The 22,919-nt window shown below is 41.2% G+C and carries 24 protein-coding genes and 3 pseudogenes; 7 read left to right on the top strand and 20 right to left on the bottom strand.

The window, feature by feature from the left end; all coding sequences use genetic code 11:
* Window positions 1–20: 20 nt before the first annotated feature.
* From RS130_RS10615 to RS130_RS10585, 7 genes are all read right to left on the bottom strand, one after another.
* A complete protein-coding gene (locus tag RS130_RS10615) occupies window positions 21–893 on the bottom strand; it encodes a glycerate kinase type-2 family protein (RefSeq protein ID WP_316028025.1) in 873 nt (290 codons plus the stop codon).
* A gap of 23 nt (window positions 894–916) precedes the next feature.
* The gene (locus tag RS130_RS10610; protein ID WP_316025932.1) at window positions 917–1,270 is read right to left on the bottom strand and encodes a DUF4147 domain-containing protein; all 354 of its coding nucleotides are present in this window, start codon (window positions 1,268–1,270) and stop codon (window positions 917–919) included.
* A gap of 13 nt (window positions 1,271–1,283) precedes the next feature.
* Window positions 1,284–2,861 carry a sodium:solute symporter family protein gene (locus tag RS130_RS10605; protein ID WP_316025931.1) on the bottom strand — a complete coding sequence of 526 codons (1,578 nt, stop codon included), beginning with the start codon at window positions 2,859–2,861 and terminating at the stop codon, window positions 1,284–1,286.
* Between the two features lie 141 nt (window positions 2,862–3,002).
* The gene (locus tag RS130_RS10600; RefSeq protein ID WP_316025930.1) at window positions 3,003–3,554 is read right to left on the bottom strand and encodes a TonB-dependent receptor; all 552 of its coding nucleotides are present in this window, start codon (window positions 3,552–3,554) and stop codon (window positions 3,003–3,005) included.
* A gap of 14 nt (window positions 3,555–3,568) precedes the next feature.
* On the bottom strand, window positions 3,569–3,946 hold the full coding sequence (locus RS130_RS10595; RefSeq protein WP_316025929.1) for a hypothetical protein: 378 nt from the start codon (window positions 3,944–3,946) through the stop codon (window positions 3,569–3,571).
* 35 nt (window positions 3,947–3,981) lie between these two features.
* A complete protein-coding gene (locus tag RS130_RS10590; protein ID WP_316025928.1) occupies window positions 3,982–4,494 on the bottom strand; it encodes a hypothetical protein in 513 nt (170 codons plus the stop codon).
* The gene (locus RS130_RS10585) at window positions 4,495–5,445 is read right to left on the bottom strand and encodes a TonB-dependent receptor plug domain-containing protein (RefSeq protein ID WP_316025927.1); all 951 of its coding nucleotides are present in this window, start codon (window positions 5,443–5,445) and stop codon (window positions 4,495–4,497) included.
* 222 nt (window positions 5,446–5,667) lie between these two features.
* Between RS130_RS10585 and RS130_RS10580 the strand changes: the two genes are divergently transcribed.
* The 4 genes and pseudogenes from RS130_RS10580 (at window position 5,668) to RS130_RS10565 (ending at window position 9,157) form a co-directional block, all read left to right on the top strand.
* Window positions 5,668–6,960 carry an MGH1-like glycoside hydrolase domain-containing protein gene (locus tag RS130_RS10580; protein WP_316025926.1) on the top strand — a complete coding sequence of 431 codons (1,293 nt, stop codon included), beginning with the start codon at window positions 5,668–5,670 and terminating at the stop codon, window positions 6,958–6,960.
* Window positions 6,961–6,985: 25 nt separating this feature from the next.
* Window positions 6,986–7,156, top strand: a complete 171-nt coding sequence (locus RS130_RS10575; protein WP_316025925.1) for a PfkB family carbohydrate kinase — start codon at window positions 6,986–6,988, stop codon at window positions 7,154–7,156.
* Between the two features lie 85 nt (window positions 7,157–7,241).
* A pseudogene (locus tag RS130_RS10570) lies at window positions 7,242–7,967 on the top strand (carbohydrate kinase family protein); the annotation flags it as partial.
* Window positions 7,964–9,157: an AGE family epimerase/isomerase gene (locus RS130_RS10565; RefSeq protein WP_316025924.1), complete on the top strand. Its 1,194-nt coding sequence runs from the start codon at window positions 7,964–7,966 to the stop codon at window positions 9,155–9,157. The pseudogene RS130_RS10570 and the gene RS130_RS10565, both read left to right, overlap by 4 nt.
* Before the next feature lie 63 nt (window positions 9,158–9,220).
* On the opposite strand, the gene RS130_RS10560 is transcribed toward RS130_RS10565, so the two are convergent.
* From RS130_RS10560 to RS130_RS10545, 4 genes are all read right to left on the bottom strand, one after another.
* Complete coding sequence (locus RS130_RS10560; RefSeq protein WP_316025923.1) at window positions 9,221–9,961, bottom strand: LrgB family protein; 741 nt, start codon at window positions 9,959–9,961, stop codon at window positions 9,221–9,223.
* Entirely contained in the window at window positions 9,954–10,361 is a 408-nt protein-coding gene (locus RS130_RS10555) for a CidA/LrgA family protein (RefSeq protein WP_316025922.1), read from the bottom strand. Before RS130_RS10555 ends, RS130_RS10560 begins: the two co-directional genes overlap by 8 nt.
* A 284-nt stretch (window positions 10,362–10,645) precedes the next feature.
* The gene (locus RS130_RS10550; protein ID WP_316025921.1) at window positions 10,646–10,969 is read right to left on the bottom strand and encodes a hypothetical protein; all 324 of its coding nucleotides are present in this window, start codon (window positions 10,967–10,969) and stop codon (window positions 10,646–10,648) included.
* 1 nt (window position 10,970) lies between these two features.
* On the bottom strand, window positions 10,971–11,684 hold the full coding sequence (locus tag RS130_RS10545; RefSeq protein ID WP_316025920.1) for an alpha/beta hydrolase: 714 nt from the start codon (window positions 11,682–11,684) through the stop codon (window positions 10,971–10,973).
* Between the two features lie 402 nt (window positions 11,685–12,086).
* Here RS130_RS10545 and RS130_RS10540 point away from each other — a divergent pair, with 402 nt between their 5' ends.
* Window positions 12,087–13,112 (top strand): endonuclease/exonuclease/phosphatase family protein, encoded by a 1,026-nt coding sequence (locus tag RS130_RS10540; protein WP_316025919.1) that lies wholly within the window; start codon window positions 12,087–12,089, stop codon window positions 13,110–13,112.
* A gap of 459 nt (window positions 13,113–13,571) precedes the next feature.
* Complete coding sequence (locus tag RS130_RS10535) at window positions 13,572–14,555, top strand: transposase (protein WP_316025918.1); 984 nt, start codon at window positions 13,572–13,574, stop codon at window positions 14,553–14,555.
* Between the two features lie 476 nt (window positions 14,556–15,031).
* Here the strand turns inward: RS130_RS10535 and RS130_RS10530 are convergent, their stop codons facing one another.
* The 9 genes and pseudogenes from RS130_RS10530 to RS130_RS10490 all read right to left on the bottom strand — a co-directional run bounded on the left by RS130_RS10530 (window position 15,032) and on the right by RS130_RS10490 (window position 22,124).
* The gene (locus tag RS130_RS10530) at window positions 15,032–15,772 is read right to left on the bottom strand and encodes a glutathione peroxidase (protein ID WP_316025917.1); all 741 of its coding nucleotides are present in this window, start codon (window positions 15,770–15,772) and stop codon (window positions 15,032–15,034) included.
* A 142-nt stretch (window positions 15,773–15,914) separates the two neighbouring features.
* Window positions 15,915–16,145: a DNA gyrase inhibitor YacG gene (yacG, locus tag RS130_RS10525; protein ID WP_316025916.1), complete on the bottom strand. Its 231-nt coding sequence runs from the start codon at window positions 16,143–16,145 to the stop codon at window positions 15,915–15,917.
* Between the two features lie 10 nt (window positions 16,146–16,155).
* Window positions 16,156–16,908: a cell division protein ZapD gene (gene zapD / locus RS130_RS10520; protein WP_316025915.1), complete on the bottom strand. Its 753-nt coding sequence runs from the start codon at window positions 16,906–16,908 to the stop codon at window positions 16,156–16,158.
* A gap of 174 nt (window positions 16,909–17,082) precedes the next feature.
* A complete protein-coding gene (gene coaE / locus RS130_RS10515) occupies window positions 17,083–17,691 on the bottom strand; it encodes a dephospho-CoA kinase (RefSeq protein ID WP_316025914.1) in 609 nt (202 codons plus the stop codon).
* A 10-nt stretch (window positions 17,692–17,701) separates the two neighbouring features.
* Entirely contained in the window at window positions 17,702–18,589 is an 888-nt protein-coding gene (locus tag RS130_RS10510) for a prepilin peptidase (protein ID WP_316025913.1), read from the bottom strand.
* Window positions 18,590–18,758: 169 nt separating this feature from the next.
* Window positions 18,759–19,973 (bottom strand): type II secretion system F family protein, encoded by a 1,215-nt coding sequence (locus tag RS130_RS10505; RefSeq protein WP_316025912.1) that lies wholly within the window; start codon window positions 19,971–19,973, stop codon window positions 18,759–18,761.
* A gap of 74 nt (window positions 19,974–20,047) precedes the next feature.
* Window positions 20,048–20,464 (bottom strand): pilin, encoded by a 417-nt coding sequence (locus RS130_RS10500; RefSeq protein ID WP_316025911.1) that lies wholly within the window; start codon window positions 20,462–20,464, stop codon window positions 20,048–20,050.
* Window positions 20,465–20,778: 314 nt separating this feature from the next.
* The gene (nadC, locus tag RS130_RS10495; RefSeq protein ID WP_316025910.1) at window positions 20,779–21,621 is read right to left on the bottom strand and encodes a carboxylating nicotinate-nucleotide diphosphorylase; all 843 of its coding nucleotides are present in this window, start codon (window positions 21,619–21,621) and stop codon (window positions 20,779–20,781) included.
* A gap of 27 nt (window positions 21,622–21,648) precedes the next feature.
* A pseudogene (locus RS130_RS10490) lies at window positions 21,649–22,124 on the bottom strand (retropepsin-like aspartic protease family protein).
* A 189-nt stretch (window positions 22,125–22,313) separates the two neighbouring features.
* Between RS130_RS10490 and ampD the strand changes: the two are divergent.
* Window positions 22,314–22,891 (top strand): annotated as a pseudogene (gene ampD / locus RS130_RS10485) (1,6-anhydro-N-acetylmuramyl-L-alanine amidase AmpD).
* The last annotated feature ends 28 nt before the right edge of the window (window positions 22,892–22,919 follow it).

The following is a 22,919-nucleotide window of genomic DNA, read 5'->3' as shown; positions in this document are numbered from 1 at the left end:
TATTTGCGATTTATCTACAACTACAGACAATTTATCATAATCACCCTGAAATCATTGACATTAGTTTGGGTTGGGCCTGTAATAATCAAGTCACCCAACGCCTCAAAGAAATGAAAACTATCATGATTAGTGAGATATTCACTAGGATCTAGTTTCAGTTGCTTGGCTCTAGCTAACGTATCAGCATCGACAAATGCGCCAGCGACATCTTTACTTCCGTCGACCCCATCAGTATCACAGGACAACACGCTAATTCCCGGTTGCCCTTCAAGCGCATTGGCCATAGCGAGGGCGTATTCTTGATTGGGTCCACCTTGGCCGGTTGCATTTTTAACACTGACCGTGAGTTCACCTCCAGAAAACAGTAACAACCTTTTGCCTTCTTTTTGTAAAGATTTAGCTATTACGGCATGTTGTCGCGCCACTTCAGCGGCTTCACCTTGTTGTTCATAATTAAGCACTTGTGTTTGCCAACCTTGCTTTTGCGCATAGTCAATTGCACTATCAATAGCTGTATTCGCGTTGGCTACAATCGCATATTCACTTTTCAGGCTATCGTAAGTTTGCACTGCTTGTGCAGATTGTAATGTTTGCGCAATAGCAGCATTGACTGTCCATTCGTACTTTTCTAAAATATCTAAGGCTTGGCTGGCTGTGCTTTTATCTACCACTGTGGGGCCCGATGCAATAATACTCGGATCATCTCCAACTACATCAGAAATGACATAAGTATAAAAGTCACTTTTCGAAGCCAAGGCTAAACCACCACCTTTGACTTGCGACAATTGCTTTCGAACTACATTCATCTCATCTATAGATGCACCACTTCGCAAAAGAAATTTATGCACCGCCAATTTGTCTTCAAAGCTAATACCTTCAACGGGTAAACACATCAAAGCGGAACCACCACCAGAGATCAAAAAATAATTGGAATATTAGCAGGGTTATTTCTCGCTAAGTCTAATAGCGCCAGCCCTGCCTCTAAGCTTTTTTCATCTGGGATTGGATGCGCGGCATACAACACTTCAATATTACCGGTAGGTAACTTTGTACCGTATCCGTAACGAGTCACCACTTTACCAAAACAAGCATCACCATATTTTGCATACACCGCAGCGGCCATATCGGCTGCCGCTTTACCGGCGCCTATAATGCAAACCCCTTGGCTTATATCAACTTCACTTAAGTAACGAGGCAAACACACACTGGGTAAGCAACTATTAACCCCTCGCTTGAATAACTCTAATAAAAATGATTTTTCTGTTTTCACTGCTAACACCTGTTTATAAAAAGAGTAGTGGAATTAAGATGCAAATAACCAGCATGGTACAAAATGCGGTCACTAATATGACGACGTCTTTCTTGCTCAATATAGCGGCGCCTTGTTGTTCTTTTGCTTGAATCGATTGTGTGTTTACTTCGCCTTTATTCCCTATGCTTAAGGCGTATGCCACAATAGCCGCAGTCACAAAGCCTATAAAGTTCCACCAAAACCAGAAGATATCCGGAAGCGCCAACCAGATAAAAATGTTAAACCCAACGCCTGCAATTAAGCCAATATTGATTTCTTTCGCTCGAATACGTTTGTTCACAACGCCTAACAAGAACACAGCTAATATTGGGCCATAAAATACCGAGCCCACCTTATTAATGGCTTCGATAACAGTAGGAGCAATGTTACCTGCATAGAAAGATAGAACCAGTGTAATGGCGCCCCAAATCAGCCCGACATATTTAGCCTTTTTAAGGTAGTCCTCTGGCTCGTACTGTTTATTGGTCAAACGACAGTAATCTTCAATTGTCACCGCAGCCAGTGAATTAATTGCCGAACTAAGTGACGACATCGCTGCCGCCAAAATAGCCACCACTAAAATACCAATCATGCCATGAGGTAAGTAATTTAAGATAAATATTGGCATCATCCAGTCTGGGTTTTCTGTGGGAATTTGTTGCATAAAGCTCGACTCGGTCATCGCTAACGTACCGACAATCAGGCCCGAAAAACAATAAAGCAAAGTGATAGGAAAACGCACAGTGGCGTTGGCTAACATCATAAATTTCAGATCATTAGTATTTTTTGCCGCCAGAGCACGTTGAGCCTGTGTTTGATCACAACCGTAATAGGAAGCATAAAGTACAAAACCACCAAAAATCATCGGCAATAAACCAAAGCCATCGCCACTAAACCCCAGAGATTCTGGTTTAATTGCTTGTAACCGAGCAGGGTCTACCTTACTCATAAACTCATCGATACCACCTAAGTGATATAACCCAAAACCTATACAAGCAATTGTGCCCAATACAATAATAATCATTTGAATGGCATCGCCGTAAACCACAGCTTTCATTCCGCCTTGCAACGAATACAACACGGTAATCACTCCAGTAACGACTATCGCTTGCAAGGCTTCAATCCCCATCGTACCTTGCAAAATTAGCGATACGGCAAAAATCATAATCCCCGTAGCAAAGGCTCGACTGAATTGAAACACAATACTAATTAAGATACGGGTTGAACGACCAAATCTTTGCTCTAAATAGTCATAAATGCTGACAAAACCTGAGCGATACAAAACCGGCAATATAGTACTTAACAACAGCAGCATCGCCAAAGGCACACCCAATTCGTAGGACAACCAATGTAAGCCGCCTCCCTCTCGTAAACCGACAAAAGCGGGGGCTGATATAAAACTAATTGCTGACAGCTGTGTTGCCATAACCGACAAGGTTAACGCTTTCCAACCTAGATTACGCCCACCTAGGAAGTAATCATCCTTAGTATTTTGCTGCCTAAAACAAAAGCCCATACCAACCAATAGAACAAGGTATATAACAACTATACTGTAATCAAAAATATTCATGGTGTGTCATCACTTACTGTTATTTTATTAAAATGTGCGGGGTCTTAAACAAGCACTATATTGCGCAACTTCATATGTAGAGCTTATTTAAAAACGAGCCACGCTCTGTGGCCCGAATTTACTATTGACTAAAGTATAAGATTAGAAATCATATCTAGCGGTTAAGCTAATACGTCTAGGCAATACTGGACGGCCTGTAAAGAACGCGCCATCAGATACTTGGCTATTGCCAAGACGAGGTGAGCCTTCGGTAATACCTTCGCTATCAAATAAGTTCCATACACTAACCCCTAGTCTAATAGTTTGATCATTTTGAAATGCCCAAGAGTAACCAGCATTTAACACCGCTACTGTATGACTATCTAGTGTCGCACTATTACTGTCATTGGCGAAAGCCTCCCCATAATAGTTTACGGCTAGGCGAGCATCGACATAACCGTCGTTGTACGACACCGCAACATTACCGGTAAACTCAGGTTGTCTAGCGGGCTCGTTCCCTGTATTCGCTCCTTCACTAAATTCCGCGTCTTGATACGTTACATTACCTTCAAGCACGACTTCATCAGATACATTCCAACGAGCGATAACCTCAGCACCAAAGGTTTCTGTAGACTGTTCGACGACGGTTTCAATTAATCCACCAGCCCCATCATTGGTAAAATCGACTTGGCGTCTATTATCTAAATTTGCCATAAATAACGATGCATCTATGTATAAATCTTGAGGAAAAATTTCAAACCTAACGCCGCTAAAGTAATGTCTTCTCCTTCATAGCTTTGAGGTTCACCATTGTCATTAAATCTAATACTTCTTATCTGTGGAAAGAAATACCCTTTTGAAGCATTGGCATAAAAGTTCAGGTCATGGTCATCCATTTTGTATAAAGCTGCGGCAGAGAATGCAGCTTCAGTGGTTGAGACTTCACCATAAGTAAAGCGGCCATTCCCCGTTACATTCGTTTGTAGATTTGACGCTATACTTGGATCATCTGATACCAACACAGTTTCGCTACCTTCAGCTTTTGAGGTACCTTCAGCACGTTCAATTCTCATCCCCACATCAAACGCCCAGTCATCATTTTCCATTTGATCGGTAATATAAAAAGCCGTTCTTTTACTGGTTAGGTTTTTGTTTGTATAACTAGTACATCAGGGCCTGTCACACCATTTTTGGAGTAAAAAACCTCATTGCCAGCAGAGTCTCTAAAAGACAAGTCGACTAATCGAGCATTCTTGCCATCACTAAAATCAGCTAAATAACTAGAAATAATGTTGTAATCCATTTGTTGCGCATGGATAAAGAACGTTCCGATATTAACAGTATGCTCAAAATCACCTGAAGAGAGCTCACCGGTAACATTAAATTCTGTACTGAAGAAATCACCATCTCGTTGACGGTCTAAAATACGGTTACCAAATAGTAAATAATCGCTTGGCACAGGATTACCTGTTTCTGACCAAGTAAAACTAGCCGTACCTAAATCACTTAACAATCCACCGTTAGCCATTCTGCCGGGATTAGAAATGTAGTCACTCTGACTTTCAGGTATGTTACCCGTCGATAAACCATCACCATCCAAAAATAAGTTAAATTGATGCTCGTAATCAGCAGCTTTAGCCTTACCGTTTAGCACTCAGGTGTCTGACAGTTCTTTCTCAAAATCGATACCAAATGATCCGCCTTCTGTTGCCACCCCATCTCGAATGGGCGATTCATACATACCATTTGCGCTAGGATAACGTAATTCAGAAGCCGCTACGGTTTGCGCAACGTAAACTGTCTCACCATCATTGCCCGTTAGCCTTTCGCGATTGTCACCATCTAAAGGTAGAGGAAGGAAAAACTGAACCTTGTCATTTATCAACTGCCCATGAAATGTAATATGACCATCGTCAAACTCTTTACGAATATTACCTCTTAACTGATAACCTTTAGTTGGCAACCCAGTGTCTAAAGGACCATCGTCGTATCGGTAAAAACCTGAAATCGCATAATACAAATTTTCATCACCAGATAATGCCCCACTGTTAAAGAAGTCAGTTCTAATTCGCCCTCCTTCCGCCACTTCTACTTGCACTGTACTTTCAGGATCATCACCACCGGTACGAGAAATATAGTTAATAATGCCAGCGACCGAACCAGGACCAAATAAGTTAGAGACCCCACCACCGACATATTCTACGCGTTCTATACCGATATCAGGACGATAAAACACATCTTGTGCGGAAGAAGTCATTCCCGATTGAAAAGCTGGCATACCATCATAATTTAACGGGGTAAATTGAAATTGCCCGCCTGAAGGTAAACCTCTGACAAAGGCATTGGTCGCAACTTCACCACCGCCACCTTCAACTTTAATACCCGGCACTGACATTAAAATATCTGCTTGGCTAGAAAAACCAGTATTAGCAATATTTTCTTTATCAATCAGGGTTGTTTTGGCCGGTGTATTCGCCTCCGTACGAGCAACACTTGAGCCTGTCACTATGATTTGTTCTACATATTCTTCGGCTTGTTCTTCTTGTGCATAAGCGGTAGACGCAAAAACCAATGACAAAATACAAGCTATTGGGGTCTTATTCATAATATATCTCCAGTACGTGTTAGGTGAATGTTAATAAAAAACATATTAATCACTTGAATCACCTAATTTGTTAATCAATTGGGTGTATCAGTTTGATTATTAGTTAAGCACAGCATTTTCACACTTTCAACTCATTTTGGGTTTTATTTATTAAATAAAACTTGATTTATTTCATTTAAAAACCCAAAATGACTTTAATAATTAATTAACAACTGGTGAAATATGAACAATCAAAAGCAGTTAATAGATACTGCAAAACAAACTCTAATTAACAATGACCTTGGTGGATACACAGTGCCCACGCATGGTTTATACCCATTTCAGTGGAACTGGGATTCGGCCATAACCGCTCTAGGTTGGATGACATTCGATGAAGAACGCGCTTGGCAAGAAATAGAATTATTATTTAGTGGGCAATGGGACAATGGCATGATCCCACATGTTCTATTTCATAAAGAATCTGATACTTACTTTCCGGGACCGGATGTCTGGGGGTCTGACAAAAAAGTAAAAAGTACCTCTATCTCACAACCACCAGTACTGGCTAGTGTCATGAATATTATGTTTGATCAGTGTAAAGATCGTGCCTTAGCAGCGCAAAAAATGGCAGAATTCATGCCAAAGTTAATAGCCTATCACTTGTGGTGGTATAGAGAGCGAGATCCCAAAAATACCGGTTTAGTCGTGAGTTACCATCCTTGGGAATCAGGTATGGACAATAGTCCAGCCTGGGATGAAGCGTTAGCTGCGGTACCACCTGTTACCTGGGATTATCAAAGATGTGACACCACCCATATCAATGCCTCAGAGCGACCTCATAAGAAAGAGTATGACCGTTTTTTATATTTGGTTGAGTTCTTCAAAAATAATCACTTTGACAGTGACTTGATTTATGAAAACTGCCCCTACAAAGTAAACGATATCGGTATTGTCAGCATCTTGCACCGGGCAAGCAAAGACTTGTTAGCCTTATGTGATAAAACAAATATCAGCCACCCGTCTATTACTGAGTTAAACGATGCCGTTGCCCTTACGGAAACAACAATTAATGGATTGTGGTGCGAACAAGACCAATATTTTTACAATAGAAATGTCATTACAGGTGAGTTGTGTAAAGTAAAAACCAGCGCATCTCAACTTATTTTATACGCAGGTTTAGCCAACAAACTACAAGCAGACATTCTGAATGCAGATGCATTAGCTTGGACTCAAGCTTCAACATTTAGCATGTCTTCTACCCATCCTAAAAGTCCACTTTATGAACCACAGCGATATTGGAGGGGACCTATTTGGTTACACATCAACTGGATGATCGCCATTGGCTTTGACGATTATCAATTTACCGATATCGCAAAGTGCATGAAAGACGACGCCATAGCGTTGGTTAATCAATCGGGTTATTACGAATATTTTCATGCAGACTCGGGCGCTGGATGTGGCGGAAAAGAATTTTCTTGGACGGCTGCAATTGCTCTGTACTGGTGGCTGCAGCCTCAATCTATTCAGCACTTATAATCGAGATATACTTTAGGAAATAATCATGCAAAAAGTGATCTGTTTTGGCGAAGCCTTAATTGACCTGTTATCTAACAAGATTAAAGGAAACATCGGTGAACATGAAAGTTTCACCAAGTTCGCTGGTGGCGCACCAGCCAATGTTGCCGTAGCTTTGGCCAAATTAGGGGGAATGCTTATTTTGCCGGTATGTTAGGCGAAGATATGTTTGGCCGCTTTATTTTAAATACGTTAAAAAAGAAAGGGTACATACCGACTACACTTTTTTTACTAAGCAAGCCAAAACAGGTTTAGCTTTTGTTTCTTTGGATGATGCAGGCGAACGCAGCTTTGAGTTTTATCGCCCACCAGCAGCGGACTTGTGCTTTAGTGCAGAACACTTTTCAAATGATTGGTTTAACGATTTTGGGATATTCCATTTTTGTTCAAACAGTTTAACCGAACCGGCTATAGCTAAAAGTACCCAAAAGGGCATTACATTGGCTAAAGATAATAACTGGCTCATTAGCTTTGATGTCAATTTGCGGACCAATTTGTGGGCAAAAGGCACACAACCAAGAGAAACAATTAAGCAATTCATTATTCAAGCAGATGTCATAAAAGTAGCTATCGAAGAATTGGATTTCATTGCCAATGGTGAAGATCATCGCGCGATTATCCATGCCATTTTAGATACGGGATGCCAATTATTGATCGTCACCGACGGTCCAAAAATACTTAATTTGTATAGTCAATCAGGTGAACAAAGCATACAACCCGTTAAAGTAAAAGCCGTTGACTCTACCGCAGCTGGTGATGCTTTTGTTGGCGGGCTGATTTTCCAACTTAGTAAACAACTGCATAGTAAAGGTGCTTTTAAACAATGGTTAAGCCAGCATGATAAAGTAAACAATGCATTACTATTTGCCAGCCACTGCGGTGCTTATGCTGCAGCTCATGCGGGCGCATTTCCTTCTTTGCCAACCCAACACACTTTACAAAATTACTTTGAAGAGACCGCAAAATGAACATGCCAAACTTTAGAAGCAAAACTTTCTTACTCTCTCATATTCAACATACCTTAGGGTTTTATGCTACCAATGTTGATGATCCAAGCGGCGGTTTTTATCAGAACTTTAAAGATAATGGGGAGGTATACGATAAGCAAACACGGCACTTGGTGAGTTCAAGCCGCTTTGTATTTAATTATGCGCGAGCCTATTTAGAATTTAATCAAACTGTTGATTTAGAACGTGTAAAATCAGGGATTGATTTTATTCGTGACAAACATTTCAACCCCATTACCGGTGGCTATTATTGGTTATTAGACGTGCAAGGTAATCAAGTCAAGGTGCTAGATGATCACAACCACTGTTACGGCTTAGCCTTTGTTTTACTCGCATATAGTTGGGCATACCGCGCTGGAATTGCAGAAGCAGCAAACTACATTGAAGACACTTGGCAATTAATGGAGCAACATTTTTGGGATACCCAAGCGGGCCTATACAAAGATGAAGCCAATAGTGACTTTTCGATCATTGATCCTTATCGCGGACAAAACGCTAACATGCACAGCTGCGAAGCAATGATCGCGGCTTACAATGCCACACAAAATAGTAAGTTTCTTGACCGGGCATACCTACTTGCTGACAACATGATCAATCGTCAAGCTAAGTTAGCTGACGGAAAAATATGGGAGCATTACACAATAGATTGGCAAATTGATTGGACTTACAATTTGAGTGACCCTAAAAATCTATTCAGACCTTGGGGATTCCAACCAGGCCATCATACCGAATGGGCCAAACTGCTATTAATGATAAACCAGTCTCGACCCAATCCGTGGTTAGTAGAGCGCGCAACCTTTTTATTTGATACGGCGGCTGCGGTCGCCTGGGATGAAACCCATGGTGGCTGGTATTATGGCTTTGCCCCTGACTTAACTATTTGCGACGACGAAAAGTACTTTTGGGTACAAGCCGAAACCTTTGCCTGCGCAGCATTACTAGCTGACGCTACAGGCGATGATAAATATTGGCTATGGTATGACAGGACATGGCAATATGCTTGGCAACATATGATAGATCACGAGTACGGCGCTTGGTTCAGAATTTTATCTGCCGACAACCAAAAACTTGAAGACACCAAAAGTCCTATTGGCAAAACCGATTACCACACTATGGGGGCTTGTTATGATGTGCTAAGTGTTTTGCCTTAAGCTATTCGACGCTACTGCACCATGGCAAAGGTAAACCTGCAAGGCGCTGCGACGATAAAATGTTTAAATGCCTATCATCCCGAGTAAAAAAGGCACATATATTGGCGCTATTATCGCCGTAATAATAGCGCATAGTATCAGTGCACTAGACGCGTAAGCAGCGGCAACAGGAAAAGACTTAGCAATACTTGAAGTGCCTAAGGCATGAGACACGCTACCTATAGCCATCCCTAAAGAATGCTGTTGATGACTGTGCTTGAGCTCAACCCTGCCTTTTGAGTTTGTTAATTCGACTAAGCCAATTAACCGCAACCAAGCTAAGCCCACAATACTGCCTGAAACGCCGGCCACCAGCACCATCACTGCAGCCATTGAGGCATTACCTCCCAGCTCTACTGCAGTAGACATAGCAATTGCAGTAGTAATGTTCATAGTAACCATTGAAACAATGAGCCACGACTCTATACCTAAAACGTGGGCAAGTAACACAATTAAGGTAATGGCAGTAAATGAAGCGCAACAACAAATAGCCAGAATTTTAGGCCATTGTACTCTTAACAAATATCGCTGTTTGTACAAAGGAAAACCGAGCATCACCACAGCAGGCTCAAGTAAATAATTAATATATTGCGCCCCTTGCATATAATCTTGATAACTCATTTCAAACCAAGATAACAAACCTATAATGATAACGACTGATAGCAATAAAGGATTTAATAGCGCGACAGGATACTTTTTTTGAACAAAGTAAGTCGCTAAAAAGATGCTCAAGGTGACACTACATATAACTAAGATTTCAATCAACAGACTCGTCTCCTAGCAACTTTTTACTTAACAATCCTACGATGGCAAGTAAGGAAAAGGTAACAGAAATGCCTACCGCTAAGATCTCAAGACCACTACTTAGCAATAAATCACCATACTGCATCACCCCCACCGAAACAGGAACAAACACGAAGGACATAAATCGAATGATCACAGCCATTGGTGCATGAAACAGCTTTTCGGGCAATAAACCTGTTTTATTACCGATACTCAGCACAATAGCAAATATCAGCATGCCATATAGCGAAGGAGGCAGTAGTGAAAAAGACTGATTCACTAATCGGCCAGCGGTTAGACAGCTCGCGACCACAATAGCCACTACTATATATTCAAGCATGTTTAGGAGTAGGCGTGACAAGAAGGGTGTATACTTTTGCATAAGGTTTAGATAAGACTGAAATACATGCTGTACATTAAAAAGTATCCAGCGCTTGTGGCTTAATTTTATTGATTAAAAGGCCTGCTCGCCCTTGTTGATGCAACAACCCCCTTCCCTTTTGAATATAACGATAGAGCTGAATAATCATTCGTTCCTGTTGGTCTAGCGTTGACGCCTGCAGCGACATGGTATGATGGACGCGGAGCGTAAAAGCACTAAAAATGACTATGCAAACACTCATTATTGACGACATCAATGAGCATCCATAAATGCTAACAACGCTTTCACCATTTGACTATGTTGTGGATTGGCCAAAGGGGTTTGCAATGTTTGTCTATTTGTTGCGGCGGTAAATCATACTTCACTTCTAGATATTGAGCTTGATCTAACACTAAATCACCGTGACATAAATCATACTCTTCGCCTATTTCAAATAAGGTACTGTCTCCTTTATTTATCGCCAGTAACGCTTTGACACCTTTAATCGGTGTGGTTTTGTCTGCGGCTGAATGAGCTGCAAAAATAGGCAGGTTTGGCTCTTGTTTATCAATTAACTCTCGGACCGATAAAATCACTTCCATCAATTCAACTACGGTAAAACGCGCCACACTAAGGATACTTATACTTATTGGGACCAGCCGTAGAATATTCTCCGTCATACCACTTTAACAGCGACTGTACTCCCCACACTTTACTCAAGGTTTCTACACTATCGTTTAGTGCTAACGCACCAGAAAAAAGTACCAAAGCATGGACCGACTGTGGATTTAATAATGCATATTCAATAGCCAAAATTCCACCTGTAGAAAATCCGCCAATATCCGTTTTTGTACCTAAGTGCCTAGACAGTTGCACCAATTCAGAAACATGTTGTCGCCAACGAGATGACAAAGAGCGATCTTGCATATCTTTATCAGCATATTTTTTACCATGCCCTAGCAACAGGCCCACCACTACATTGTACCCTTGCTGATGAAGCGCTTTGGCAATAGATTTAAGATAAAAAGGCGAATCGCTTAGGCCATGAAATAACACGACAACTTTATCGGTTACGTGATTATGATGTAAAATAAACGGCCCATTCCCATCATTTCGCAACACATCAGAGCATACTTTAAACATTTGTAGCTCTGGCTGTTGGCAACCTCGTGTCGACCCCAGCTCTCGTTGATATAGTTGATCAAACTTATCTAATGTCGCATCAATACTCAAAGACGCATCTTCGGGCAAGTTTGAGCTTACAGACTGAGCAGCAGCGCCACGAATTAAAGCCGCACTAGTCAAAACAGTCGTTAGTAGAAATACAGTTACAAGGATTTTCATTTTTGAACACTTATGGAAATAGTCATTACCAGATGAAGACGAAGAAAAATCTAGACGTTTATTCGGCAATTATATACATAAACGATAAGCAAAACATCACTTGTAGAAGCACAGACTGGATATAGCATCTATAGACCAACGCTTTGAACTAATCTGATAGTCTGCAATGCGCCAAAAATCGTCAATCGAATTGCCATCAATTCATCTTGAATTGCTACTCATTAACCCCTTGCGGTTATCTTCGCAAGCCGAAAATAGCCAAAATCGGCCTGTTGCGTGAAAAGAGCTTATGGTTTATTTTACATTTACTTGTATTCGTGTTGACTCTAGCGTTACTTGTTGCATTTTACTCATTTTTCAGAAGTTAACTTATCAATACGTCCCGAATTAAAGAGACCATTTATGTTCCGTACTTTTTCGCTATGTGTAATGGTATTGAACATCAATGCGGTTATTGCTCAGAATACCTTAGGCAATTCTTCAACCGAGTCGTTCAAAAATAAAACGATTACCCAAACCCGAACGGCATCGCCCCCCAAGGATGTTAGCGTGTTTTCGTGGAACATTTCGGGTGACGCCTTTATAAATGAACCAGCGCTATTTAACTCACTGATAGAAAAGGTGCGACCGGATATTCTGTTACTAGATGAAGTAACAGACAAAGCCAATAAAACGCAATTACGAAAGGCTTTACATGCTTCTAACGTCAATAATCAAAGCAACTGGCACATGAATTTTTGGGTGAGCGGAGGGCGACAAAGAACGGTAATTGCTAGCCGTTACCCAATTGAACCACTGCAAGAATTTCAAAGAATAGTGGCTTACCCAGACCTTAATAAAGCACGTTTACAAGCACTGATAATTAATAACGGCGAATTAAAATATGCACAGAGCCTAGACTCAGGCATATCAGTTAATGGCGCAATAATTATTACCGCGAGCAAACGCCTATTAGTCGTCTCTCTTGATTTAGAGTGCTGCGGAAATTACCCGACCAGTTGGGAAGAAGACAAGCGCAGAATCGAAGTGCGAGAAATTAGAAAACAAATAAAGCGTGTGATCCAACGAGTTCAAGTAGACGGAATTATTGTCGCCGGAGATTTAAATTTAGTCAGCACTGTAATGCCACTAGTCATCATATCTGGCCCATATGAACAGCCGCATTCTGGTTTGATAGCAGCTGACTTAACCCATATAGACAAAATGCAAACCTGGACATGGGACGGGCGTGGCACCAAATTTCCATCACGCGTGTTAGATTTAGTTATTTATAGTCCCACAAGTTTAATACTTAAGGATGGCTATATTTTTAATCCAGAGCTTCTTTCCATTGAAGCCCAACAGTCTTTAAATCTTTCGGGAAAAAACCTAGAGAAGATATTTAATCATCTACCGCTTATAACAACGTTTAGCTGGCACGTTGAATAACTAACTAGGATCCTGGATAAGCCGAACCTCGCGATAACGTTCTTTTTGTGTCTAGCGGGGTTGGATTGTCTAATAGTAATAGGTTATTACGCACAGTAATCTGCCTTATTATACGCGAAAAATTTCGTCGGAGAGTGATCATTAAGCTGAGGTTATTTGGTCAAGATATATTAAACCATTGAATTATATTGATGTTATTTTGCTTAAACGATACTGCTTGCCCTGAACTCAGGTCAACTATATGAATAAGCAAATAGTGCAGTTGTATAAAATCTGATACAGGCTCGCGCTACCATTTAACAACGCCTAACCCTTATTCCAAAAATCACAATTCAGAGACTCTCATTATATCCGCCCCTCAAAGAAATAAGGACACCCATCACAATTTGATAAATCGTAGATTTATACTAGACTATCGTTAAGCGGTTGTGCTTGTGTTTATTCATTTTCGGAGGCGTTATGACTCAGAAAAGAGCCAGTTTAATCAGTTTATCAGACACCCCATTTTATCATTGTGTTTCCCGTTGTGTGCGCCGTTCATTTTTGTGTGGCGTTGACCATTATTCAGGGCAAAATTATGAGCACAGGCGGGCTTGGGTAGAGGAGCGCTTGTTGTTTTTGTCTTCGGTGTTTGCCATTGATATTTGTGCTTATGCGGTGATGAGCAATCACGTACATGTGGTGTTGCATGTGGATGTAGACAAAGCGCTAAATTGGTCGAATAAACAGGTATTAGCGCTGTGGCATACGCTCTATAAGGGGACGTTGTTGACCCAGAGGTTTATGCGAGATGATGAGCTAACAAAAAGTGAAATGCATACTCTTGAAGACACCATTGCGGTTTATCGCCAGCGTTTGCACGACATCAGTTGGCTCATGCGCAATCTCAACGAGCACATCGCCCGAGAAGCCAACAAAGAGGACGAGTGCACTGGCAGGTTCTGGGAAGGGCGGTTTAAATCACAAGCTCTGTTAGATAACAGAGCTTTACTAGCCTGCATGGCCTATGTGGATTTAAATCCCATTCGCACAAAAATAGCGACAACCCCTGAAAACTCCCATCACACCAGCATTCAAAAACGCATTCACGCGTTGAAAACTAACCAACACCCACCCCACACGCTGTTGCCATTTGTGGGTAACCCTAGGCAAAACATGCCCAAAGGCATTTCATTCTCATTAAAAGATTACTGCGAACTAGTGGATATAACAGGCCGTGTCATTCGCGAAGATAAACAAGGCCATATCGCCACCACCCAACCAGCAATATTACAAAGATTGGGGCTATCAGATGCACAATGGCTCACCCTTACCACAGAGTTCGAACAACACTTTTGCTATGCCGTTGGCTCAGAGCACATGATGCGACAATTTGCTGAGCATACTGGTCATCAACGCATGCGGGGCATGTGTACATCGAAGACATTACTCAAACGAGCATAGTTTACTCACATCCATTTGAATCTATTATCGCAAGGTAAGAATAAGCGTACCCGCAAAACGCGTAAATACACGAATATCTGCAGTTATCCTCTTCAAAACCCTCATTTCTAAAATATACGAGGTGAATATAAGTGAGTGACAGTTTTGCTGCACTTTTTAAGTCGCCATTTGCAGTGTATTTATTTATGTTGGGTGTCAAGATAAAAGTATTTCTAAAATATACGAGGTGAATATAAGTGAGTGACAGTTTTACTGCACTTTTTAAGTCGCCATTTGCAGTGTATTTATTTATGTTGGGTGTCTAGATAAAAGTATCTAGATAAAAGTATCTACGCAGCCTACGCACTTTGCGGTCTGCCGTATTTGACAAAGCTTTAGCTTTATCAATTGCGTAATAGAATGAGTAGTACGTTACATAAGGCAAAAAAAATGGCGCATTGGGCGCCATTTTCAAATATGCCTTGCACTATAAAATGTTATGCAAAGTAAGCTTCTAAATCGTCAGAACCACCGATCAACTTACCGCCGATAAACACTTGTGGCCAACTTTCGTTACCAGAGAGCGCTTTTAGTGAAGTAAATGATACTTCTTTACCCATTACTAACTCTTCGTACTCATAACCTTTTTCAGTTAATAAAGCTTTTGCTTTCGCACAAAACGGGCAACCTGGTTTAGTTAAAATAGCAGTGGCTGCTGCTGGTTTCGCATCTGGCGCCACATAAGCCAACATTGTATCCGCATCTGACACTTCAAAGGGGTCGCCTGGTAAGTCTGGCTCAATAAACATTTTGTCTACTACACCATCTTTTACCAACATCGAATAACGCCAGCTACGCTTTCCAAATCCAAGGTCAGCCTTATCAACTAACAAGCCCATTCCTGCTGTGAACTCACCATTTCCATCAGGAATCAGTGTCACATTGTCAGATTCTTGATCTTCAGCCCACGCGTTCATGACAAAGGTATCGTTAACCGACATACAGATAATTTCGTCTACGCCATTTGCTTTAAATGTTTTAGCCAGTTCATTGTAACGAGGCAAGTGAGTAGAAGAACAAGTCGGTGTGAATGCGCCAGGTAAAGAAAACACGACTACTGTTTTACCTTTAAATAACTCGTCAGTTGTAACGTTTTTCCATTCATCATTAGCGCGAGTAGCGAAAGTGACTTGTGGAACGGCTTGACCAGATTTGTCTGCAAAATTTGGGTTTGACATATTTCTATTCTCCAATAAGTTAGTTAATTAATTAGTTGTTTGACTTCAGTGAGGAAAGAATAGGCTTAATTGGATGGAAACAAAAATGGTTAAATTAGATTCTACAAATCGATTTTTACGATTAAAAACCTCCCCTTGCCGATTACTCTTTGAAAAAGTCTTCCGACTGAGCACTCAGCAAGGCTTCAATATCTTCTATGTCTGGCAAACTTGAGAGCTCTTGATCTTTATTAGCGGCACAGGGAATGGATTTTTCTTCATCGGCCCATTCCCCCAAATCGATTAACTGGCAAGTTTTACTGCAGAAAGGGCGATATTGACTGGCCTCTGACCACTCAACTTCTTTTTTACAATTTGGACAATTAACATGCATACATAGGGTCCTAACAACTGGCTAATTTAAATGGTACTGCAGACTCAACTCCGCTATTACCTTGTGCAGTGGGCGTAAATAAAGTAAACCGAATGGCATATCGATATTTATTGCCAGACAACATAGGGTAATAACCTTGATCGGTTAAACTCAGTACTCTAATTAATTCATTCTTATCATCAGCTACACCTTGGTAAAATCCCTTTTCTGCCGTCACATCACCAAAACGCCCTCTTTCACGCAAAAAAGATAAAGTCATCAACATGGCTTGTTGAATTGGAATAAGTTCTTGTAGCCAATTCACAATGCCTTGTTGTTTGACAGCTAAGGGTTGTTTTAACCAGTAATACAAACTAGGTAGATCAAAACTACAGGTGCCACCTGGAATCGAAAAACGTTGGCGAATTGAAGACAAAAATTTATCTTCTTTTAATTCGGAGCCGATTTTCTTGGAACCTTTCAAAGCCTCCCTTAAACGCAGTATTTTTTGTAACGCACTTTGCAAAGCATCGTTGTCTATATTCGGATGCTGCGACCAAATCACCAAGTTTCGTTCATGTAACTCTATGTCTTTAAGAACATCATTTCGTAAATCTATACGCTCCAACAAGTCGAGCAAAGTAAATAAACAATCCAAAAAATTAATATACTGCCAATCTTCATCTGCTTGTTTTGCATGCTCTAACTGCTCAAATAACTGCTCAAGCCTAAGGTACGTACGCACCTTTTCATTGAGCGGAAATTCATATATAGCATGAGACATAAAAACGAGCACTCCTATTGAATAGTTAACCGCCAACAGCAGTTTGGAATAAAGATGAAGGTATTGTAAAGAATTTCTAGCTAAATCATAGGGGCGGTTATGCTTTGCTGAATATTTTTGCAATCAGTCACGACACAAACATATACCGATGTATCAATAACTCACCGAGCAGCCTCACGCGATGTTTTCGGCTACCTGTAGATATTGCTGGTGTAATCGTGCAACCTGCGGCACTAACTCGGCGATATCGTGATTATTATCAATCACATCGTCGGCCACAGACAGACGCTTTTCTCGGCTGACTTGTGCCGCCATTATTGCTCGTATTTGCTGCGCGTTACTGTTGTCTCTCAAGATCGTTCGAGATAGTTGGAGAGATTCATCGACATCAATAATCAGAACGCGATTCACGCTTAGGTGTAATTCATTCTCTACCAAAAGTGGCGCACTCAGCAAACAATAGGCTGACTTAGCCAATAGAGTTTGTTGCCACATGGTTTGGCGAATTATGGGATGGAGTAAGTCGTTTAACCAACTTTTCAGTTCAGCTTGTTGAAAAATCACCTGCCTAAGTTGTGCCCGATTGAGGGTTTGGTCAGCGTTTAAAATCTCGGAGCCAAATTTACTCGCGATTTGATGTAGAGCATCGGTTCCCGGCGCTACCACCTGCCGAGCAACAATATCGGCATCAACTACATGAATACCTTGTTCTGCAAAAAGGTTGGTAACAGTCGTTTTTCCGCTGCCTATTCCCCCACTAACTCCCACTATATATTGACTCATACTAAGTGCCTCAAGGTAAAACCCATTGCCAATACAATTCAACAAACCAATCGCCAAATAACAAGGTTAACCATCCCGCGCTAGCAAGGTAAGGCCCAAAAGGAATAGGTTGACTCTTATCTTTGCCTTGAACGGTTAAAATCATTAGTCCAACAATAGCACCAACAATAGATGACAGTAACACTACCACTGGTAAATGTTGCCAGCCTACCCAAGCGCCTAAAGCGGCTAAAAGTTTAAAATCACCATAGCCCATCCCTTCTTTACCAGTTAGTAATTTGAACGCCCAATACAAACTCCATAAACAAAAATAACCTAAAGCGGCACCTATAACGGCATCTTGAGTTGACACAAAAGGGCTAGAAATACTAATCAGTAAACCTATCCATAATAAAGGAAGTGTCAGTTGATCCGGTAGCAACATAGTATCAACATCAATAAAGGTCATGGTAATTAGTAACCATGTGGCCAATACAGCTGCGAAACCGGCAAGCCCAAACCCAAAATGCCAAGCAGCCAAAGCCGATAACACAGCTGTACTCAACTCCACCATCGGGTAACGAATGGATATAGGAGCCCTGCATTGACTGCACTTACCTTTTAACCATAGCCAACTGAGAATAGGTATATTTTCCCACGCTCGAATTTCATGCTGGCATTTAGGGCAAGTTGAATCGGGTTTAACTAAATTAAATACGTCTTGTTGGTTTATGGCCGCTGGGGTGGAATGTTGTTGAGCGATATACTCATCGCATTCCGCTTGCCAAGCCCGTTGCATCATAATCGGCAAACGATAAATGACTACATTTAAGAAACTACCAATCAACAAGCTCAAAACAAAAATAAAAGAAACAAAGAAAATGCTAGAGTCAGCCATTAATTGAAAAATATCAAACATAATTCAACTTATATCAAGCGCAGATAAAAAGGAGCTTAGCTTGCCAGAAAAATACAAAAGTTGCGAGTAACGAGCCAAAACAAAAGAGAGTCATTAACCTTGTGTTTCAAGTCAAAGAATATACAGTGAACTCGCTCTCGGTACTCACCGCTCCAAGTTAGTCCTTATTCTAGATAACATTGCCCATTTCAAAAATAGGCAAGTACATTGCGACTATTAGCCCACCAATTACCAGCCCCAATACCGCCATAATCAAAGGTTCGAGTAAACTAGTTAAACCATCAACCATATCATCGACTTCGGCTTCATAAATACTGGCAATTTTGCTAAGCATTTCATCCACAGCTCCCGCTTCTTCACCTATGGCAACCATTTGCACAACCATCGCTGGAAACACCCTAGTTATGTTCATTGCAACGTTCATTTGAATACCACTAGAGACTTCTTTCTTCACAATCAAAATAGCGTCACGAAAAACGGCATTTCCTGCTGCGCCGGCGGCTGAATCTAGGGCTCCAATTAATGGCACACCTGCGGCAAACGTAGTGGCTAGCGTGCGAGTAAAACGGGCGACCGATGCCTTTTTTAAAATGTCTCCGATTACAGGCAATCGGAGTAGCTTTGCATCGACTGAGTCCCGTAGCTTAACAGTTCGTTTATAAGCTCTTGCGAACAAGCAGGTAAAAATGAATACTCCTCCTCCAACAAATAATCCGTAATGTTGCAAAAATCGGGATATGGCTAACACCCATTGAGTAAAAACAGGTAACTCAGCCCCAAAGCTTGCAAAAATCTGTTCAAACTGTGGCACCACAAAGATCAATAAAATGATAGTCACAACACAGGCCACTACTAACACCGCAACTGGGTAAAACATGGCTTTCTTAATTTTTGATTTTAACGCTTCTGCTTTTTCTAGGTATATCGCAATGCGCTCATAAATGGTTTCGAGCGTCCCTGACTGCTCGCCCGTTTTAACTAAATCACAATATAAATCATCAAAATAGTTTGGCTGTTTTCTTAATGTAGATGAGAGAGGGTTTCCGGCTTTTACGCTTGCTGCTACGTCATTCAATAATTTGCGCATAGACACATTTTCATGACCACTAGCAATCATCTCAATAGTTTGAATTAGCGTTACCCCAGCCCCTAACATAGTGGCTATTTGACGAGACAGCACCGCCATATCGGCTGCTTTTATCTTTTCGCCTCTTTTAGCAAACAAGGGGTTATTCAGTTTTTTTACTTTTTTAGCAGAAATACCTTGTCGCCGAAGTTGATTTTTAGCCTCAACGACAGAGACGGCGGAAATCTCACCTTTTACCTTAAGGCCACGCCTATTTAAGCCTTGATAGGTGAATATAGTTGACGAAGTCATAGCCATAATTTGTATTCTCGTACACGAAGTAAAAAAGGCCCGGATATGCCGAGCCTTGAACATCTCATCCTATAGTATTATTAACAAAGCGTAGCGGGCACACAGACTGCCGCCCAAGAAAGGTTTCCATTGTCTTCTTCGTTAGGTGTCAAGGTGTAAGTACCGTCCCCCTCAATGGCCGCATCATTAGGTTTAGTGGCTGTAATAACACCATTTGCTGTTGTTACCCCAACAATACCATCGGCGGCTTCTATATCGGCCGGCACACCATTTGACGAGCCATCACAATCATCAAGAGCATTACCCATTTGCACACAAATTTCGACTGCAGTTTTAGTTGCAGCGATGGCAGTTACGACTTGTGTAAAGCGGGCTTTTTCGGTGTACGATTGATAAGCGGGGATGGCAAACATGGCTAAAATACCGACTATCGCTACTACAATCATTAATTCGATTAGCGTAAAGCCATGATGATTTTTGAGTTGAATCCTTTTCATAAAAATATCTCCATTGCATGAGTGTTGCCTAATAATTAAGCATTTATACTGCTTAATCAGTATAGAAGGCACTCACGATCTAACAAGTATAAATAATCTGAATTGTCGATAGGCCAAGGTTCACAATCAATATTCAAGACTGGCATCTGCGCCATGTTTAACGGTTGAATGGTATTCTACCCGTTCTATTTGCACCGCGATTGGAACGCACTATGTATGGTTCGCTGATAAAACTACGAGGAGCGTGGTTAAAAGGCTTTAACCACGTTTGCTACTTTACATTGGAAATTTACAAAAATGAGAAGATAAGTCTGCTATGCCATCAGGCGCAATGACAAATCAATGGCTTGCACATGTTTGGTTAACGCGCCAGATGAAATAAAATCTACCCCCGCGTTGGCTAATTCACGTAGCCTGCCTTTGGTTATATTGCCAGATACCTCCAATTTACACTGCCCTTTATTTACCTCAACCGCCTTGGCGACCATGGCCAAATTAAAATTATCGAGCATTACAATATCGGCTTTCGCTTGAATAGCTTGCTGCAATTCTTCAATAGACTCCACTTCGACTTCAATCGGTAATTTGTCGTTATGCTCTCTGGCTTTGTCTATCGCAGCTTGGATAGAGCCGCAGGCCATAATGTGATTTTCTTTAATTAAATAGGCATCAAACAAACCTACTCTGTGATTCTGGCCACCGCCACAAGTTACTGCATATTTTTGCGCTAATCGCATGCTTGGAATAGTTTTGCGCGTATCGAGTAATTTAGTTTTGGTTCCCTCTAACTCTTTGACATATTCGGCAACAACCGTGGCGGTGCCAGACAAAGACTGTAAAAAATTCAGCGCGGTTCGTTCACCTGTTAGGATGTGTCTAGCATTGCCAGATAGCGTAACTATCGTTTGATTGGCAACGAGAGCTTGCCCATCTTTAGCATGCCATTGTAATTCAATATCCGGGTTCAATTGACAAAAGGTTTCTGTCACCCATGCCGCTCCTGCTAAAACACACTCTTCCCTAGTAATTATTTGCGCACTAATTTGATGATCTTTGGCGATTAAATTGGCAGTAATATCACCAATGTCAGGGTGTTTTCCAGCTAAGTCTTCGGTTAATGCAATTTGCACTGCTTGTTTTATATGGTTCTCTAACATGGTTACTCTTAATTGATATGTTGTAAATTATAGATGACGTAGGATCAACCAATCACCTTTTTGGCTGAATTCTAAATGTTTAAGTACATTCATGCCTAGTAATATTTGTTCATCTTGCATGCTAGGGTTTAAATGCCCAGCTACATTTGTCAGTTCAATATCACCTATAGTTAAGCGAGCAATCGTTGTTTGTGCAACTTGCACCCGTCCATTTGCGGTCTGTACCCAATACGCTCGGCCTTTTGCTAAACCCAATTGCTCAGCAAGGTGCATAGGGATAGAGACTTGTGTTGCGCCTGTGTCTAATAAAAAAACAACGGGCTGACCATTTATCGCTCCGCCACTTACGTAATGCCCCGCCTTATTGCGCTTAAGTCGTACTTCAGCTCCCCCAAAATCTTGCTGCTAAGTGGTTCAGAGTTAGGGTTAAACTGCTGACTCAATTGCTCGTCAAAAATGAGCGTCATAAGACCTAAACCTATCACCCAGGCAATAATCAACATGCCCTTGCCCATTCTACTTTGTTTCAATGGCTCCCCTTATATCTAAGCCAGTCCAAAGGTCACGACGGTCATCCAACAGTCCCCATTAAGTTGCAGTACCCTTGTCGCCTTATACCCTTCTAATGAATTGGATTGAGAATATATGTTTAAAGTTAGTTTTTTAGTTGTTTAGGTTGAGACAGCTTTGTTATGATAAAAAATATTCATCACTACGCTACCGATCCAGTGATAAAAAAATCCATTTTAACACAAGCAGAATTTTACCCAACTTCTCATTGGGATGAACGGCCTGCCGGTTCGCACGTTTCATTACTAGTGATCCACAATATTTCTTTACCCCCAATGAATTTGGTGGCGATTACATAAAATACTTTTTCACTGGCAACCTCAACCCTCAATTACACCCTTACTTTGCAGATATTTATCAATTAAAGGTATCAGCTCATTGTTTAATTAAACGCGACGGTACCATCATTCAATTTGTACCATTCGATAAAAGAGCTTGGCATGCCGGATTGTCCAGCTTTCAGGGAATAAACAGGTGTAATGACTTTTCAATTGGTATTGAAATGGAAGGGGCCGACCACATTCCTTACACCCACCATCAATATTTAAGTTTACAAACCGTGACGTTAGCGATAATGAAAGCCTACCCAGCAATAAATTTAGCCAGAATTGTAGGTCATAATGATATCGCGTCAGGTCGAAAAACCGATCCTGGCATTTCATTTGATTGGCCAAGATACAGGCAATCATTAACTGAATAACGGCGCACTAGCTAATGGTGATATGATT

The organism is Paraglaciecola aquimarina (genome assembly GCF_032464635.1).
Taxonomy (GTDB): domain Bacteria; phylum Pseudomonadota; class Gammaproteobacteria; order Enterobacterales; family Alteromonadaceae; genus Paraglaciecola; species Paraglaciecola aquimarina.
This window is presented reverse-complemented; position numbering and strand designations above follow the sequence as displayed.